Here is a 15,263-nt window from a genome sequence, read left to right as displayed (position 1 = left end):
CCCAATGACGCAGCCTTCCAGCGGCACCGCGCCCCGGACTCCGCTTGGCGGCGTCCGGGTGCTGGTGACGCGCAGCCCCGAACGTTCAGCTACCCTGGTGGTGGCGCTGGCAGGAGCCGGCGCGGAACCTGTGCTGCTGCCGCTCATCGACTTCGAACGGGCGCCTGACCAGCACGCGCTGGACGTCGCCTGTGACGCCCTCGCAGCTGCCGCCTTTGACTGGCTGGTGGTCAGCAGCGCCACCACCGTCCACGTCCTGATGGAAAAAGCGGCTGAACGTGGCCTGCCCCTGGACCGGCTGGTTCCGCCAGGGACGCAGATCGCTGCCGTCGGTCCAGCAACGCGGCGGCTCCTCGAAGCCGGCGGCCTCACAGTGGCCCTGACCCCGCCCGGGGAACAGTCGGCCGCCGGGCTGCTCGCCGTCTGGCCGGGAGGGGGCAGGATCCTGCTGCCCCAGGCGGACATCGCCGCCGGCACCCTGTCGGAGGGCCTGGCAGCGGCAGGCAGCACTGTTACCGCCGTGACTGCCTACCGCACCGTCGACTATCCGGCGGTAGCGGAACGGCGCCTTGCCATGCATGCGGAGGACGCCGACGCCGGCCCCCAGCCGTCGTCGTACTCCCTCCTGACGCCGGAAACCGCCGCGGCTGACATCGCCGGCGGACGGATCGCCGCCGTGATTGCAGCTTCCCCAAGCGCCGTCCGCCGGATCGCCGCGCTGGGTCCGCTGGGCGGCTGCCGCCTCGTGGCCATAGGACGTTCGACGGCGGACCGGGCCTCCGCCCTGGGCCTGGACGTTGCGGCGGTGGCGGCTGAGCCGACGCCGGACGGCCTGGTCGCAGCCGTGGCGCAGGCACTCAGTCCGCCCTGACGATGACAGGCGCGCTTCCCCCCCCAGCTTCACAACCAATGCGAAGGACAGGACCCATGACTTTCCCCACCCAACGCCCCCGCCGCCTGCGCACCACCCCCGCCATGCGCCGGATGACCGCCGAAACACGCCTTTCACCGGCCGAACTCATCCTTCCGGCCTTCATCAGGGAAGGACTCACCGAGCCCAACCCCATCACGTCCATGCCGGGGGTAGTCCAGCACACCACCGACACGCTGAAGCGGGCCGCCGCCGAGGCCGTTGACCTTGGACTGGGCGGAATCATGCTCTTCGGCATCCCCGAAACACGCGATCCCGAAGGCTCGGCCGGGCTTGACCCGGACGGCGTGCTGAACAAGGCCATCCGCGACGTGCGCGCGGAAGTCGGCGACGACCTGGTGATCATGAGCGATGTCTGCCTGGACGAATTCACCGATCACGGCCACTGCGGGGTGCTCGACGCCGACGGGTACGTGGACAACGACCGCACCGTGGAGATCTACGCCAGGATGGCCGTGGCGCAGGCAGAAGCCGGCGCCCACATGCTGGGCCCCTCCGGGATGATGGACGGCCAGATCGCCGCCATCCGCGCAGCACTGGACGAGGCCGGCCACGTCAACACCTCCGTCATCGCCTACGCCGCGAAGTACGCCTCCGCGTTCTACGGCCCGTTCCGCGAAGCGGTGGACTCCCAGCTCAAGGGCGACCGGCGCACCTACCAGATGGACGCCGGGAACCGCACCGAAGCGCTGCGCGAGGTGGAACTGGACCTTGACGAAGGTGCCGACATCATCATGGTCAAGCCGGCCATGAGCTACCTCGACATCGTGGCCGACGTTGCCGCCATGAGCCCGGTGCCCGTGTCCGCTTACCAGATCTCCGGCGAATACGCCATGATCGAAGCCGCCGCAGCCAACGGCTGGATCGACCGCCGTGCCGCCATCACCGAATCCGTGTTGGGCATCCGGCGTGCGGGTGCCCACACGGTGCTCACCTACTGGGCCACCGAACTGGCCGGCTGGCTGAAGGAAACCCGGTGACCGACCCGTCCGCCTCTCCCACCGCACCCGTGGGGGAGGACCGCATCCTCCTCGGCCTGAACACCTTCGGCGACGTTGGTGCAGACCCGGCCGGCAACCCGCAGCCGCATGCCCAGGTCCTGCGCCAGTTGCTGGAGCAGGCCGAACTGGCAGACGCCGTCGGACTCCATGCCTTCGGCGTGGGGGAGCACCACCGCAAGGACTACGCCGTATCCGCACCGGAGGTCTTCCTGGCCGCCGCCGCGGCCCGCACGTCCCGCATCCGCCTGGGCTCCGCGGTGACGGTCCTCAGCTCGGACGATCCCATCAGGGTGTTCCAGCGCTTTGCCACGGTGGACGCAATCTCCAACGGCCGGGCCGAAGTAATGCTGGGCCGTGGATCATTCATCGAGTCCTTCCCGCTGTTCGGGCTGGACCTGGCGGACTACGAAGTCCTGTTCGAGGAGAAACTCGAGCTGTTCGACAAGGTCCGGGCACAAAAGCCCGTGCACTGGGAGGGCCGCACGCGTCCCGCCCTGCATGGACTGAGCGCCTACCCGCCCCTGGAGCACCACCTGCTGCCCACCTGGATCGGCGTGGGCGGCACCCCCGAATCCGTCCTCCGGTGTGCCCAATACGGGTATCCGATCATCTTTGCGATCATCGGCGGCCAGCCCCGGGGCTTCCGGCCCCTGGCCGACCTCTACCGGGAAGCGATGGGCAAGTACGGTCATCCCATGCAGCAGATTGCCACCCACTCGCCCGGCCATGTTGCCGACACGGACGAACAGGCCCGGGAAGAGCTCTACCCCCACTGGCTGGCACTGCGGAACAGGCTCGGAGCCGAGCGTGGCTGGGGTCCGGCCGGCCGGGGCGAGTTCGATGCGCTCTGTTCCACAGAAGGCGCCCTCTACGTCGGATCACCGGAAACGGTGGCCCAAAAAATTGTCCGGCTGAAGCGGAACCTGGGGGTTGACCGCTTCGACCTCAAATACAGCAACGGCCCGCTGCCGCACGCAGCCATGATGCGTTCGATCGAACTGATGGGCACGGCGGTGGCGCCCCGGGTGGCAGAGCTGCTCGCCGGCTGACCCCGCCAACAGGGCCCCCGCGGCCAACTTGAGCTTTCCGGCTTACTGAGAGAATAGGAACCATGACTTCCAGCAATCCTCGCAACGAGGCACTCTTCGACCGCGCCCGCCAGCTGATGCCGGGCGGCGTCAACTCGCCGGTGCGTGCTTTTGGCTCCGTGGGCGGGACCCCCCGCTTCATGGTCTCCGCCAAGGGACCGTACCTGACGGATGCCGACGGCAAGGAATACGTGGACCTGGTCTGCTCCTGGGGGCCCGCCCTGCTCGGACACGCCCACCCGGCCGTCCTGGACGCCGTGCATGCGGCCGTGGACAGGGGACTCTCCTTTGGCGCGTCCACCCCGGACGAGGCAAACCTCGCGGAGATCGTGAAGGAGCGCGTCCCCGCCGTCGAACGCCTCCGCATGGTGTCCACCGGCACCGAAGCCACCATGACCGCTGTCCGGCTGGCCCGCGGGTTCACCGGCCGCAACCTCATCATCAAGTTCGCCGGCTGCTACCACGGCCACCTCGATGGACTCCTGGCCGCCGCGGGTTCCGGTCTGGCAACCCTCGCCCTGCCCGGCTCCGCAGGCGTCACGGAAGCAACCGCGGCGGAGACGCTGGTGCTGCCCTACAACGACCTCGCCGCCGTCAAGGAAGCCTTTGCCGTCCACGGTCCCAACATTGCCGCCGTCATTACTGAGGCGGCGCCGGCGAACATGGGCGTCGTCACCCCCGGCGAGGGATTCAACCAAGGGCTTTCGCAGATCACGCGCGAGCACGGCGCGCTCCTCATCGTCGATGAGGTCCTGACCGGGTTCCGCACCGGATACTCCGGCTACTGGGGCCTTACCGGCGGTGCACCGGATGCCGAGGAACCATGGACCCCTGACCTGCTCACCTTTGGCAAGGTCATTGGCGGCGGAATGCCGACGGCGGCCCTCGGCGGACGTGCCGACGTCATGGACTACCTCGCGCCCACCGGCCCCGTGTACCAGGCCGGTACGCTGTCCGGGAACCCGGTGGCCATGGCTGCGGGCGTGGCAACCCTGACGCACGCGACCCGCGACGTCTACTCCTTCATTGACGTCCGCTCCCTGGAACTGTCCTCTGCCCTCTCCAACGCGCTGGACGCCGCCGGGGTGGACCACTCCATCCAGTTTGCCGGGAACCTCTTCTCGGTGGCTTTCGGAACCTCGGCCAACGGCGTCCACAACTACGCGGACGCACAGGCGCAGGAAGCCTTCCGTTATGCGCCGTTCTTCCACTCGATGCTGGAGTCCGGTGTGTACCTGCCGCCGTCGGTCTTCGAGGCGTGGTTCCTGTCGGCCGCGCACGACGACGCCGCCATGAACCGGATCTACGACGCCCTGCCTGCCGCGGCCCAGGCGGCCGCAGCCGCCCATGGCTAGCGCCGTCGTCGTCCCTTAACAAAGAAATCCCCGGCTGCAGGCTGCAGCCGGGGATTTCTTTATGCCGTAGGCGTTACAGGACGTCCGAGAGGAAACCCTTGAGCCGGTCGGTCTTTGGTTCCGAGAAGAGCTGCTCGGGTGGCCCTGACTCCACCACCACGCCGCCGTCCATGAAGGTTACGGCGTCGGAGACATTGCGGGAGAAACCCATTTCGTGGGTGACCACCACCATGGTCATGCCGCCCTTGGCGAGGTCCGTCATCAAGGCCAGGACACCCTTAACCAGCTCGGGGTCGAGGGCAGAGGTAGCCTCGTCGAAGAACATCACCTCGGGCTTCATGGCCAGCGCACGGGCGATTGCCACGCGCTGCTGCTGGCCGCCGGAGAGGTTGGCCGGGCGGGACTCCGCCTTGTGCTTCAGGCCCACCAGGTCCAGCTGTTCCAGCGCCTCGCTGCGCGCCTCCTCCTTCGAAAGCTTGCGCAGTTTCCGCAGGGCGAGCGAGACATTGTCCACCACCGTTTTGTGGGGGAACAGGTTGAACTGCTGGAACACCATGCCGATCCTGCGGCGGAGCTCGTCGGGATTGTCCTTCAGCACCGAACGGCCGTCCAGCAGGATGTCCCCCTGGTCAGGTTCGATCAGCCGGTTCATGACCCGCAGCAGGGTGGACTTGCCCGACCCTGACGGGCCAATGACTGACGCAGTGGTGCCCTGCGGAACGTGCAGGTCGATGCCCCGCAGGACGTGGTTGCTGCCGAAGGAAAGGTGGATGTTCCTGGCGCTCAGTGTTCCTGATGCGAACTCGCTCATGCCTGGGCTCCCTTTCCAACGACGGCTGCGGCCTCGTCCGGTTCTTTCTTTTCGGGCTGGCCGGTGCGGAGCCGACGGTCGATCCAGTTCACGAAGTGCGTCAGCGGAACGGTCAAGGCCAGGTAGAACACCGCTGCGGCGACGTAGGGCGACAAGTTGCCGCTGGTGGACGCCGCATCCTTGCCGATCTGGAAGATCTCGCGTTCACTGGCCAGCAGCCCGAGCATGAAGACCAGGGAGGATTCCTTGATCAGGGCGATGAACTGGTTGACCAGGGCCGGAAGTACCCGCCGGACACCCTGGGGCACCACGACCAGGCGCATGGCCGGGCCGTAGCCGAACCCCAGGGCACGGGTGGCCTCCAACTGGCCCTTGTCCACGCTCTGGATGCCGGAGCGGAAGATCTCGCCGATGTAAGCGGCAGACATCAGGGACAGCGCGGCAATCGCCATCGGGTAGGGGCTGGTGGATCCGGTCCACTGCCGGACGATCGGGCCAAACCCGAGGCCAATCACCAGGATGGTAAGGATGGGCGGCAGCCCGCGGAGCACGTCGGTGTAAATGCGAGCGACCCAGCGGGCCCCGGCGTTCCGGGAAATCCCCATCAGGGCAAGCAGCATGCCAAGTACTGTTCCGATGACGCCGGACGAAACAGCCAAAACGAGCGTATTCGGAAGCCCGACGGCGAACATTTTGGGCAGGACGGCGCCGATGGCCTTCCAATCAAGGAAGGTGTCGGAGAGCAGTTTGAGGATATCCATGGAACGTCCGGGTTACTTCGCGGGAACCTGGACGGCTTTGCTGCCCGGCTTCCAGCCCTGCGGGGTCTGCTCCTTGGCGGTGGGCCGGTCGGTGTACCACTGGGCGGTGAGCTTGGTCCAGGTACCGTCAGCAATAACGGCATCCAGGCCGGCGTTCAGCGCATCAATCAGTGGCTTGTTGTCCTTGTTTACTGCGTAGGCGGTGAAGTTCTGGGTGTTCACGACCTTTTCGGCGATCTTGGTGTTGTCGCCGTCCTTGACCTGGCCGGTGGCCTGCTGGGACGGGGCCACCCAGGCGTCGACCTGGCCGGACTTCACGTTGGCGTAGACAGTGTTGTAGTCCGGGAAGCGGACCGGCTCGAGGCCGAGGGTGTTGGTGACGTAGTCGTCCTGCACGGTGCCCTGGACCACGCCGATACGGACCCCGTCCTTGAGGTCGGCGAAGCCGGTGACCTTGGAATCAGTCTTGGTGACGACGGCCATGTAGCCGAAGTCGTAGCCGTTCGTGAAGCCCACCGTCTCACGGCGCTTGTCCGTGGTGGAGATAGAGGAGGATCCGACGTCGAACTGCTTGTTGGCCACCTGGGAGAGCAGGGCGGAGAAGTCGGTGGAGGCGAACTCAACCTTGAGGCCCAGCTTGTCGCCGATGGCGCGCAGCAGTTCGTTGTCGTAGCCGGTGAACTTGCCGGAGGGGTCGATGAAGATGTTGGGCGGTGCATCCGAAAGGGTGCCGACGCGCAGGGTGCCCTCGGTGATGAGGCCGAGCTTGGTCTTGTCGATCTTGTCGATCGGCGTCACGTCAGCCGTGGTGTACTTGTCCAGCGTCTGCTGGTCGCTGCCCTTCAGGGCGTCGGTGGGGGTGCCGCTGGGCTGGGAAGATCCGCCACCGCAGGCTGCGAGGGAAACCGCGAGGGCCAGTGCAACGGGAGCGGTAGTGAGCCACTTCATCGCTTTGATTTTCATCAGGTTGTCACTTTCATATGAGGCATACGTCGACCGGGCCGCAAGGCAGCGCTGTGGCGCCTGGCACCTGCCCGGTGCTGGTCCAACAGTCCGGGGCAGGGGGGACCGCAAAACTTTATTGTCTCACCTGGGTGTAGACCGGAAGTTGGATGAAGAATTGCGAGATCATGCACGGTTTCACCGTGGATAATTCTGCTTCAGGGCTTCAGTGGCAGGCAGCTGGAGGGTAGTTCGGTCCCACGGGCGAAGGATGCCCGCTGCAACGACCCGACGTTTGTTAACCGCGGTGACTGTGACTTGCCTCCCAAAAGGAATGCCAGTTGGCAGCCTAGAAGCCACCCGTGGTGGCGTCCTGCGGAGGCAGTACAGGCCAGTCTCCCTCAATGACGGCGGCCGGTTTGGTCTTGCGGAGGTACTCCTGGAAGTCGGATGCCTGGCTCACCGCCCAGTCCACCTGCAGCTGGTGCAGCTGGCTGGCGGGCATCATCAGCTTGGGGAACTTGCCCGCCATCGCGTCCAGCACCCTGAGGGTAGCCAGGGCATCGGCCGCGGAGGTGTGTGCATTGTCCAGGACCACACCGTACTCCTCGCACAATGCAGTCAGTGTCCGCTTGCCTTTCCGGTAGCGGTCAACCTGCTTGTTCATGATGTACGGATCCAGGACCGGGAAGCGGGACAGCTGCGGAATCCCGTACCGTGCGGATTCGGCAGCAAGGACCGTGAAGTCGTAGCTGGCGTTGAAAGCGATGACCGGAGTCCCGGAATCGAACAGGTCCTGCAGCACTGCAGCCACCTCCCGGGTGACCTCGTGGGCGGGGCGCCCATCACGCCGGGCCTGTTCGGTGGTGATCCCGTGGACATCACTTGCCTCTGCCGGAATTTCCACGCCCGGATCAGCCAGCCACTCATGCTCCTTGATGACCTCGCCCTGGTGGTCCACCACGGTGATTGATGCCGTAACGATTCTCGCTGCGCGGGAATTACGGCCCGTGGTTTCAAGATCGAAGGCAGCGCGGGGGAGGTTGTTCCAGGAACTCATGCTTCAACGCTAAGGGGACCCACCGACAATTCCGTGGAGCGCCACTGCGGCTAGATTGGATCAATGCGGAATGAGTACGTCCAAGCTGTCCTGGCCGTCGTGGGGCTGGTGCCGGCAGGGACGGCCGTGTCCTACGGTGACGTGGCAGAGCTCCTGGGCTCGGGCGGCCCGCGCCAGGTCGGGTCCGTGATGAGCCACCACGGCGGCGGGGCCCCGTGGTGGCGGGTGCTGAAGGCCAGCGGCCATGCGCCCCCGGGGCACGAGGCCGAGGCCTTGGTCCTCTACCTCGAGGAAGGCACTCCACTGGTGGGCGATTACGATTCGTTCCTCCGTACCGGCGAGGGCCGGTGGCGGGTGGACCTGGCCGCCGCCCGCTGGGCACCGACCGACAGTGATTTTGACAATATCGATGCAGTTGCGGAGGACCTGGAGCGTCGGCTCCACAGGTTGTCGGTACCTGATGATGGAATGGTTTTGTGACCGTAACAATCCCTTTGACCGGACCCTGGGACCCGCACCGGCAGGAGCCGGAGGCAGGCCGGGAACCTGGGTTCGCCTCTCCTGGAAGCACTGACGGCGGCGCCCTGCCGGCTCCTCCCGCGCTTCGGCTCCTGCCGCCACGGCGGATGCACGCGGGGTCTGTTCGGCTTACACCGGACCAGCAGGCCGCGGTCGACGTTACCCAAGGGTCCGGGCCGGTCCTGGTCCCGGGTGCGCCGGGCACGGGAAAGACCACTGTGCTCGTTGAAGCCGCTGTCCAGCGGGTCTTCCGCGACGGCGTCGACCCTGAACGCATGCTGATCCTTGCGCCCACCCGCCTTGCTGCCGATTTCCTGCGGGACCGTTTCACTGCCCGGCTGGACCGGAGCCTGAGCACCACACCGGCCAGGACCTGGGCTTCCTACGCCTTCGACCTGATCCGCCGTGCCAAGGCTGAAGGCGTCATCCCCCTGTCCAGGCCGCCCCGCTTGCTGTCAGGTCCGGAGCAGGACCTCATCATCAAGGAACTCCTCGAGGGCCACAGGCTGCCGGGCCTGGAGCTGCCGTGGCCCAGCGATCTTGACGGCGCCCTCGAAACCCGGGGCTTCCGCCAGGAGGTGCGGCAACTCTTTGACCGCATTATCGAGTCGGGCCGTACGGCCGAAGACCTCGCCCAGTTGGCGGATGCCTGCGGCCGGCCGGACTGGAAAGCCGCGGCAGCGCTCTACGCCGAATACCGGGACGTTCTTGACCTGCGGATGCCGGAGGCCTTCGACCCCGCCGGAATCATTACAGCGGCCCGGCAGATCTTCCAGGACGCGCCGGAATTCCTCGCTGCCGAACGTGCCAGGCTGCAGGTGGTCCTGGTGGACGATATCCAGGAAGCAAACCCCGCCATCTTCGAGCTGCTCGCCGATATCACGGCAGGCAAGGACTGCTACGTGACGGCTTCGCCGGACACGGTGGTCCAGGGATTCAGGGGAGCGCGGCCCGATCTTGTCGCTGAACTGCCGCGGCTGCTGGCCACGCAGGACACCATCCTTGAGCGTCCGCTGTGGCATGCCCACGGCCTGGCGCCTGCAGTGGCAGAGGCCTGGCGCAGCGTCGCTGGCCGCATCTCCCAGCGGGCCGGGGGCCAGCTGGCGCGCCGGCTCATCCAGCCCGCGCCGGCCGGGCACACCGGCGGCGTGGAGGCCCACCTGGTTCCTACACCGGTGCACGAGCTGCGGTATGTTGCCCAGCGGATCCTGGACCAGCACATAAACCACAACCGTGACCTGGCAGACATGGCTGTCATCGTCCGCAATGGCGGCCAGGTCAGCGAACTGCAGCGCTACCTGTCCGGGCAGGGCATACCCGTCCGGGTGCCCGTGGCGGAATCTGCGGTCCGCGACGAAGTAGCCGTTCGCCCGCTCCTGGACGCCTTCGCAATAGCCCTGGACCCGGAGCTCCTAACGCCCGAAACGGCAGTATCCCTTCTTACCTCACGGATCGGAGGCGCAACCTCCATTGAACTGCGCAGGCTCCGGCAATCACTGCGGCGCGAGGAACTGCTGGGCGGCGGGGGCCGCGCCAGTGATGCGCTGCTGGTCCAGGCCCTGCTGGAGCCGGGCGCGCTGGGCGCGTTGGGGATCGAAGGGCGCGCCGCACGGCGCACTGCGCGGATGATCCACGCAGGGCGGCGGGCGGCCGGGCTGCCGGGTGCCAACGCCGAATCGGTACTGTGGGCGCTCTGGGACTCGACGGGGCTTTCGGCGGCCTGGACACAGACAGCGTTGTCGGGCGGCCCGCACGGGGCACGGGCTGACCGCGACCTTGACGCCATGATGGCGCTGTTCCATACGGCCGAACGCTACGTGGACCAGATGCCCGGCGCCGGCCCCGAACAGTTCCTTGAGTACCTCCTGAACCAGGAGCTTCCCATGGATACCCTCGCCGCCCGGGCCCAACTTGAGGACGCTGTCGAGCTGATGACGCCGGCCAGTGCGGCGGGCCGGGAATGGCCCGTGGTGATCATTGCGGGCCTGCAGGAAGGGGTGTGGCCCAACACGAGGCTCCGTGGTGAGCTGCTCGGCAGCACCCTGTATGCGGACGCTGTGGAGCACGGCCCGGAGTATGCCCTCCAGCGCGACCCCCTCAGCCGGTTGCGGGATATCCGCTATGACGAGCTGCGCAGTTTTTCCACGGCCGTGTCCAAGGCACGCGAACTGCTGGTCTGCTCCGCGGTTTCGTCGGAGGACCACCAGCCGTCGTCATTCCTGGATTTTGTTGCACCGCTGGGACCGGACGAAAGCGGCCGGGCTTTCACCCACGTGGAGCGGCCCATGACGCTGCGGGCCCTGGTTGCCGAGCTCCGCCAGCATGCCCAGCTCGACGGCGGGACGCCGCAGTCCGCGGAAGCAGCCAGGGTCCTGGCCCACCTCGCCGCGGCTGAACCAGCCGTGGCCGGAGCGCACCCCGACAGCTGGTGGGGGCTGGCCCCGCTGACCTCCGCCGACCCGGTGGTCCCGCCCGGGGGAACGATTTCCGTTTCCCCGTCAAAGGTCGAGACCGTGCAGAAGTCGCCGCTGGACTGGTTCGTCCAGGCAGCCGGAGGGGAGCCTGCCACCGACTTCGCCCGGAGCCTGGGGACCCTGGTGCACGGAATCGCCCAGGACATGCCGGACGCGACCGGATCGGAATACGTCGCGGAACTGGTGCGGCGCTGGCCGGCACTCGGCATGAAGGACAACTGGGAGGGGCGCCTGGACTTCCAGCGCGCCGAAGCCATGGTGCGGAAATTGGCGCAGTATGTGCTTTCCATGAGGGGCGAGGGCCGCAGCCTGCTGGGCGTCGAACAGGACTTTGAAGTGGCCCTGGGCGCCGTGGCGGTGGACGACGCCGCTCCGCGGGAGGCGGTACTCCGCGGCCAGGTGGACCGGTTGGAAATCGATGGCGAAGGCCGGCTGGTGGTGGTTGACCTCAAAACCGGAAAAAGGCAGCCCGGCAAGGACGAACTGTCCCGCCACCCGCAGCTGGGCGCCTACCAGGCAGCGGTCCTCGCCGGCGGGTTCGAGGCCGCCTCCGCGGGCGGGCAGGGACCGCCCGGCGGCGCCGTGCTGGCGCAGCTTGGGACCGGGGCGAAGAGCCCCGCCATCCAGCAGCAGGAACCACTTGACCCTGAGGAGAACTGGGCAATGGACATGGTCAAGGAGGCCGCGGCCGTCATGGGCGGCAGCGAATTCATCGCGCGCCACGACCCCGCCAAAGGTAGTCACGGCGGCCACGGCTGCCGGCTACCCGAGGTGTGCCCGCTGTGCGTGCGGGGACGGCAGGTGACCGAATGAGCGGGGGCCCGGCTGCCCCGGCCGCCGCTCCGGCCGTGCGCTTCAGCCCCGGGGAACTCTCCACGCTGCTTGGCGAGAAGAACACCCCCACGCCTGAGCAATCCGCCATTATTTCGTCCCCCCTGGCGCCGCGCCTGGTCATTGCGGGCGCCGGCTCGGGAAAGACCGCCACCATGGCGGACCGGGTGGTATGGCTCGTGGCCAACGGCTGGGTTACCCCCGAGGAAGTCCTGGGCGTGACTTTTACGCGCAAGGCGGCCGGCGAACTCGCCAGCCGGATCCGGTCGAAGCTTCTTGCGCTGCAACGGATTGCTGCCAGGGACACAGCGCATGAGGTCTTTCCGGAAGGCCTGCTCGGCAGCGAAGCCCTGGAGCCCAAGGTGTCCACCTACCACTCCTTTGCCAGTGGCATCGTGTCCGACTACGGGCTGCGGCTTGGCGTGGAGCGGGACGTTGTTCTGCTCGGCGGTGCGCAGGCCTGGCAGCTGGCCAGCGAAGTGGTTGAAGCGTACGACGGCGAATACCAGCACTTCCGGGCCGCCAAATCCACCTTGGTGAAGGCGGTGATCCAGCTGGCCGGGGAATGCGCGGAGCACCTGCAGGAACCCGAAGACGTGGAGGCGTGGCTGATGGCACGCCTCTCCGAGTTCGAATCCCTGCCCTACCTGGCCGACAAGAAGAAGAACACCCCCAAGGCAGCACTGGACCTTGGCGGAATGCTGCGGACCAGGGCAAGCGTCGCCGACATGGTGGGCCGCTACGCCGCGGCCAAACGGGCCCGCGGGGCACTCGATTTCGGCGACCTGGTGGCCCTTGCCGCCAAGGTGGCGCAGGACGTTCCGCTGGCGGCCCAGATGGAGCGGCAACGGTACAAGGTGGTTCTCCTCGACGAGTTCCAGGACACCTCGTATGCCCAGCTGGTGCTCTTTTCCCGGTTGTTCGGCGGCGGCCACGCGGTGACAGCTGTCGGGGACCCCAATCAGTCCATTTACGGGTTTCGTGGTGCTTCGGCAGGGCAGTTGTTCCACTTCGTCCGTGAGTTCCCGGTGCGCACCGCGGCCGCCGGGGAAGAAGGCGGCTGGGCGCCCGCCCCAACCTCCTACCTGACCACGGCCTGGCGCAATGGCCGGTCAATCCTTGCAGCAGCAAACGTCATGTCGCAGTCCCTGGGCCGGGCGGCGGCCGCCAACGGACCAGCCGGGGGCCGGACTCCCGCTGCCGACGTGCCTCCCCTGCGGCCCAGTCCCCATGCAGTGGACGGAACAGTGGTGCTGGGGCGTTTCGCCAGCGATGTTGAGGAAGCTGCCGCGCTGGCTGACGACGTCCTGAGGTACCGGCTGACTGACTTCGAGCTGAATCCCGATGGCACAACCGAACCCCCGGCGATTGCCGTGCTGTGCCGCAGGCGCGCCCAGATGGAGCCGGTCCGGCGGCAGTTCGAAGCCCGGGGAATTCCCTACGAAATCGTGGGCCTCGGGGGTCTCCTGGACACCCCGGAGATCGTGGACCTGGTAGCCACCCTCCGCGTCCTTGCCGATCCCGGCCGCTCCGATGCCCTTATGCGGCTGATCGCAGGTGCCCGTTGGCGCATCGGCCCCGCCGACCTCATGGCCCTGCGCGACTGGTCGAGCCAGCTCGCACGGAGCAGGGGAAGGGGCCCGCAGGGGGTCGAGGCCGATGCCCCGGACGCCGGCGCCGAGGACGCAGATGCCCCTGTGCTCGAAGGGGACCTGACCGATGCCGCCAGCCTGGTGGAGGCACTTGATTTCCTGCCACGGGAAGGGTGGACTTCATCGAATGGCCGCTCCCTCAGCACGGGGGCGCGCAGCAGGCTGTCGAAATTGTCGCTCGAGTTGAGGCAGCTGCGCGGCTACCTTGGGGACGACCTCACAACGCTTCTGGGGGAGGTGGAACGGGCCATGCTGCTGGATATCGAAGTGGCGGCCCGGCCTGGCATCAGCATCCATCAGGCGCGCCGCAACCTCGATGCTTTCCAGGATGCGGCGGTCGGGTTCCTCCGCACCTCCCAGCGGGTGGACATCCTTGCCTTCCTGTCCTGGCTCGAGGCGGCGTCGGCGGAAGAAAATGGGTTGGAGGCACCCGCCAGCGACGTAAACCGCGAGGCCGTCCAGTTGCTGACGGTGCACGCTTCCAAAGGCCTCGAGTGGGACGTTGTGTTTGTCCCGGGCATGAATGCGGGGGCGTTTCCCAGCGACCGGGACTCGCGCTGGAGCAGCGGCTCTGCGGCGCTGCCGTGGCCCCTCCGCGGCGACCGGGCAGACCTGCCGCAGTGGGACCTCGACCAGCCGGACCAGAAGGGCTGGCTGGATGCCGAGAAGGAGTACAAGTCCGGTGTCCAGGCGCACGGGGAATCGGAGGAACGCCGGCTGGCCTACGTTGCCTACACCCGGGCCAAGCATGTCCTGTGGGTGTCCAGCGCCGCGTGGGTGGGGTCGCGGGCCGGACGCGCGGACATGTCTCCGTTCCTCGCGGAGCTGGAAGCCCTGGTGCAACCGGCTGAGGGCAGCCCAGCCGGCGCGGTGGTCCACAAGCTGTCGCTCGACGAGGCCGCCTTGCCGCTCCAGAGCCCGCTGACGCTGGAAACGGAAGAAGCCCGCTGGCCCTACGATCCCCTGGAAGGACCAATGGACCCACGGACCGGTGAGCGCCTGCGGTTGGCCGGCGGGCGCCGGACAGCCATGGAGGCGGCGGCCCAGCGGGTGCTCGGAATACTGGGCACCGGTGATGCCACGGCGGTTCGGAGCGTGGCCGCAACGGAGGGAAACAGTCCAGCGACGATTAGCAGTTCACTGCCTGGACTGACGGGGGCAGCGGCTGGCTGGGCCCGTGAAGCTGCGCTGCTGCTGGAGCGCAGGGCAAGGAGGTCAAGTGGCCAGGACGTGCACCTGCCCACCCACATTTCAGCTTCCACACTGGTTGACCTCGGAGACGACCCCCAGGCGGTCCTGGGCAGGCTGCGCCGTCCCGTACCGCGTGAACCCGGCATGTCGGCCCGGAAGGGGACGGCCTTCCACGCCTGGGTAGAGGAATATTTCGGCCGCGCCGGGATGCTGGACCTCGGCGAAGCGCCTGGCTCGGACGACCACATCGACGCCGCCTACGACCTCGACCAGATGGTGGCGACCTTCAAGGCTTCCCCCTGGGCTGACCGGTCACCGGCCTTCGTGGAGGTCCCCGTGGAAACCCGGGTGGGGGAAGTGGTGGTGCGCGGCCGAGTGGACGCTGTGTTCCAGGACGCCGACGGGTGCTGGGACCTGGTGGACTGGAAGACCGGACGGCGGCCGTCCGCCGCACAGCTGAAGGTCCGGTCGGTGCAGTTGGCGGTTTACCGGCTTGCGTGGGCACGCCTCAAGGATGTCCCGCTGGAAGAAGTGCGGGCCGCATTCTTCTACGTTGCCGACAACGCCGTGGTGCGGCCGCACGACCTTGGGACGGCAGCCGAGCTCGAAGGAATCGTCGCCGCGGCGCTTGCCAAGCCATGAGGCCG

General features: G+C 67.4%; 11 protein-coding genes. 7 read left to right on the top strand and 4 right to left on the bottom strand.

All coding sequences use genetic code 11. The annotated features are described in order from the left end of the window. Positions 1 to 4: 4 nt before the first annotated feature. From ACFVTD_RS01575 to hemL, 4 genes are all read left to right on the top strand, one after another. On the top strand, positions 5 to 871 hold the full coding sequence (locus ACFVTD_RS01575) for a uroporphyrinogen-III synthase (protein ID WP_387557102.1): 867 nt from the start codon (positions 5 to 7) through the stop codon (positions 869 to 871). 56 nt (positions 872 to 927) lie between these two features. Continuing rightward, positions 928 to 1,911, top strand: a complete 984-nt coding sequence (gene hemB, locus ACFVTD_RS01570; protein ID WP_387557099.1) for a porphobilinogen synthase — start codon at positions 928 to 930, stop codon at positions 1,909 to 1,911. After that, positions 1,908 to 2,981, top strand: coding sequence for an LLM class flavin-dependent oxidoreductase (locus tag ACFVTD_RS01565; protein ID WP_387557096.1), 1,074 nt, complete (start codon positions 1,908 to 1,910; stop codon positions 2,979 to 2,981). Before hemB ends, ACFVTD_RS01565 begins: the two co-directional genes overlap by 4 nt. 62 nt (positions 2,982 to 3,043) lie before the next feature. Then, positions 3,044 to 4,375 (top strand): glutamate-1-semialdehyde 2,1-aminomutase, encoded by a 1,332-nt coding sequence (gene hemL, locus ACFVTD_RS01560; RefSeq protein WP_387557093.1) that lies wholly within the window; start codon positions 3,044 to 3,046, stop codon positions 4,373 to 4,375. Positions 4,376 to 4,448: 73 nt separating this feature from the next. Here hemL and ACFVTD_RS01555 read toward each other — a convergent pair whose 3' ends face one another. The 4 genes from ACFVTD_RS01555 to ACFVTD_RS01540 form a co-directional block, all read right to left on the bottom strand. Beyond that, complete coding sequence (locus ACFVTD_RS01555; protein ID WP_387557090.1) at positions 4,449 to 5,186, bottom strand: amino acid ABC transporter ATP-binding protein; 738 nt, start codon at positions 5,184 to 5,186, stop codon at positions 4,449 to 4,451. Beyond that, positions 5,183 to 5,947 carry an amino acid ABC transporter permease gene (locus ACFVTD_RS01550; protein ID WP_387557087.1) on the bottom strand — a complete coding sequence of 255 codons (765 nt, stop codon included), beginning with the start codon at positions 5,945 to 5,947 and terminating at the stop codon, positions 5,183 to 5,185. Before ACFVTD_RS01550 ends, ACFVTD_RS01555 begins: the two co-directional genes overlap by 4 nt. 12 nt (positions 5,948 to 5,959) lie before the next feature. After that, positions 5,960 to 6,910, bottom strand: coding sequence for an ABC transporter substrate-binding protein (locus ACFVTD_RS01545; RefSeq protein WP_387557084.1), 951 nt, complete (start codon positions 6,908 to 6,910; stop codon positions 5,960 to 5,962). A 328-nt stretch (positions 6,911 to 7,238) separates the two neighbouring features. Further along, positions 7,239 to 7,949, bottom strand: a complete 711-nt coding sequence (locus tag ACFVTD_RS01540) for a 3'-5' exonuclease (RefSeq protein ID WP_387557081.1) — start codon at positions 7,947 to 7,949, stop codon at positions 7,239 to 7,241. Positions 7,950 to 8,012: 63 nt separating this feature from the next. Between ACFVTD_RS01540 and ACFVTD_RS01535 the strand changes: the two genes are divergently transcribed. From ACFVTD_RS01535 to ACFVTD_RS01525, 3 genes are read left to right on the top strand one after another with little or no spacing between them, the layout of a single operon-like run. Next, positions 8,013 to 8,429, top strand: coding sequence for an MGMT family protein (locus tag ACFVTD_RS01535; protein ID WP_387557078.1), 417 nt, complete (start codon positions 8,013 to 8,015; stop codon positions 8,427 to 8,429). Beyond that, positions 8,426 to 11,755, top strand: a complete 3,330-nt coding sequence (locus ACFVTD_RS01530; protein ID WP_387557075.1) for an ATP-dependent helicase — start codon at positions 8,426 to 8,428, stop codon at positions 11,753 to 11,755. Before ACFVTD_RS01535 ends, ACFVTD_RS01530 begins: the two co-directional genes overlap by 4 nt. Next, entirely contained in the window at positions 11,752 to 15,258 is a 3,507-nt protein-coding gene (locus ACFVTD_RS01525; RefSeq protein ID WP_387557072.1) for a UvrD-helicase domain-containing protein, read from the top strand. The genes ACFVTD_RS01530 and ACFVTD_RS01525 overlap by 4 nt, the downstream gene beginning before the upstream one ends. Positions 15,259 to 15,263 lie beyond the last annotated feature (5 nt).

This window comes from Pseudarthrobacter sp. NPDC058119, from assembly GCF_042884655.1.
In the GTDB taxonomy this organism is placed as follows: domain Bacteria; phylum Actinomycetota; class Actinomycetes; order Actinomycetales; family Micrococcaceae; genus Arthrobacter.
Note: the sequence above shows the minus strand (reverse complement) of the source record. Positions and strands in the feature narration are given on the sequence as shown.

Coding starts and splice junctions, on each gene's coding strand:
- ACFVTD_RS01575 (WP_387557102.1), top strand. CDS start 5: ATGACGCAGCCTTCCAGCGGCACCGCGCCCCGGACTCCGCTTGGCGGC.
- hemB (WP_387557099.1), top strand. CDS start 928: ATGACTTTCCCCACCCAACGCCCCCGCCGCCTGCGCACCACCCCCGCC.
- hemL (WP_387557093.1), top strand. CDS start 3,044: ATGACTTCCAGCAATCCTCGCAACGAGGCACTCTTCGACCGCGCCCGC.
- ACFVTD_RS01555 (WP_387557090.1), bottom strand. CDS start 5,186: ATGAGCGAGTTCGCATCAGGAACACTGAGCGCCAGGAACATCCACCTT.
- ACFVTD_RS01550 (WP_387557087.1), bottom strand. CDS start 5,947: ATGGATATCCTCAAACTGCTCTCCGACACCTTCCTTGATTGGAAGGCC.
- ACFVTD_RS01545 (WP_387557084.1), bottom strand. CDS start 6,910: ATGAAAATCAAAGCGATGAAGTGGCTCACTACCGCTCCCGTTGCACTG.
- ACFVTD_RS01540 (WP_387557081.1), bottom strand. CDS start 7,949: ATGAGTTCCTGGAACAACCTCCCCCGCGCTGCCTTCGATCTTGAAACC.
- ACFVTD_RS01535 (WP_387557078.1), top strand. CDS start 8,013: ATGCGGAATGAGTACGTCCAAGCTGTCCTGGCCGTCGTGGGGCTGGTG.
- ACFVTD_RS01525 (WP_387557072.1), top strand. CDS start 11,752: ATGAGCGGGGGCCCGGCTGCCCCGGCCGCCGCTCCGGCCGTGCGCTTC.